The sequence below is a fragment of the Photorhabdus cinerea genome (assembly GCF_011189575.1).
In the GTDB taxonomy this organism is placed as follows: domain Bacteria; phylum Pseudomonadota; class Gammaproteobacteria; order Enterobacterales; family Enterobacteriaceae; genus Photorhabdus; species Photorhabdus cinerea.
In genome coordinates this window covers 1-887 of sequence record NZ_PUJW01000120.1, presented here as the reverse complement: position 1 = coordinate 887, position 887 = coordinate 1, and the positions used below count along the sequence as shown (strand labels likewise).

The 887-nt window shown below is 37.8% G+C and carries 3 protein-coding genes; all 3 read right to left on the bottom strand.

The window, feature by feature from the left end:
• Positions 1-65: 65 nt before the first annotated feature.
• Positions 66-509 (bottom strand): YbcN family protein, encoded by a 444-nt coding sequence (locus C5469_RS22885; RefSeq protein ID WP_166310998.1) that lies wholly within the window; start codon positions 507-509, stop codon positions 66-68.
• Positions 510-707: a DUF7279 family protein gene (locus tag C5469_RS22880; RefSeq protein ID WP_166310996.1), complete on the bottom strand. Its 198-nt coding sequence runs from the start codon at positions 705-707 to the stop codon at positions 510-512. It abuts the gene before it with no gap.
• Positions 700-887 (bottom strand): Lar family restriction alleviation protein (locus tag C5469_RS22875; RefSeq protein ID WP_207629333.1); only part of this gene is annotated, 188 nt, incomplete at its 5' end. The genes C5469_RS22880 and C5469_RS22875, both read right to left, overlap by 8 nt.

The window sequence follows — 887 nt, the reverse complement described above, 5'->3', positions numbered from 1 at the left end:
AAGCCCAAAAACAAATGTCGCTACAATGCCAGCAAATGCATAGAAATAGAGTATCCAGTCATTCATTATTTATCTTGCTCCTGTTTTAATTTCATATATTGCGAGTTATTTGGAATAGTAACCAAACACCCAATATCAAAAGCCCACTTTTCAACTTGCGTCATGAAATAGAACATCTCACCGGTATCTAATTTTGAGGTCTTTCTGAGTGTCCTGACTCGTTCTGTAAGCTGCGTAGTGACATCCATTATCTCGACAACTTCATAGCCCAAGAATGTATGTTTCAACATCTCCTTAACCTCTTCCGGTGAATATTTAGCACCATTAGCACGCAAATAACGACTTATCTCACCGAACCACATATGTGCTGTCGAATTTTGAGATAATGAGCGTTTATTTTTCCACGGCTTAATAATAATTCTATGTGGCTGTTTCGTTTGAAGTGTTTCTTTTAATATTTCCCACGCTTGTGATTTATTCGATTCGTGAAAACAAAAATCAGCTTCCATTTATCCTCCATTATTTATTTCTATCAGTCCTTGTTTCAGCCATTTAACAGTATTCTTCTTGAATTTACGGATCTGGCGTTTTGTTGGTTTAGCTGGAAATAAGAAAATATCATCATCCCAATCCACTGATATTTTTAGTACCCACCAATTCCGGTAGTAATACACGCTGACGTCTACCGGATAGCTATGATTATTCATCGTTATTTACTCTCTTATTCCAGGCTTGAATAGCGTCAGATTGCGATAAACATCTCGTAGTCTGGTTTTTGCATGTAGTACAAAACACAATTACCAGCCCCCATGAAGTACGTAATCTTGCGGCTTCTCCGCTACAGAACGGACACGGCTTAAGTTTCTCTGTCATATCAAAAATCCTTC

What these genes read in the sequence shown, in the direction of transcription:
- C5469_RS22880 (WP_166310996.1), bottom strand. Translation starts at nt 707, where the DNA reads ATGAATAATCATAGCTATCCGGTAGACGTCAGCGTGTATTACTACCGG.
- C5469_RS22885 (WP_166310998.1), bottom strand. Translation starts at nt 509, where the DNA reads ATGGAAGCTGATTTTTGTTTTCACGAATCGAATAAATCACAAGCGTGG.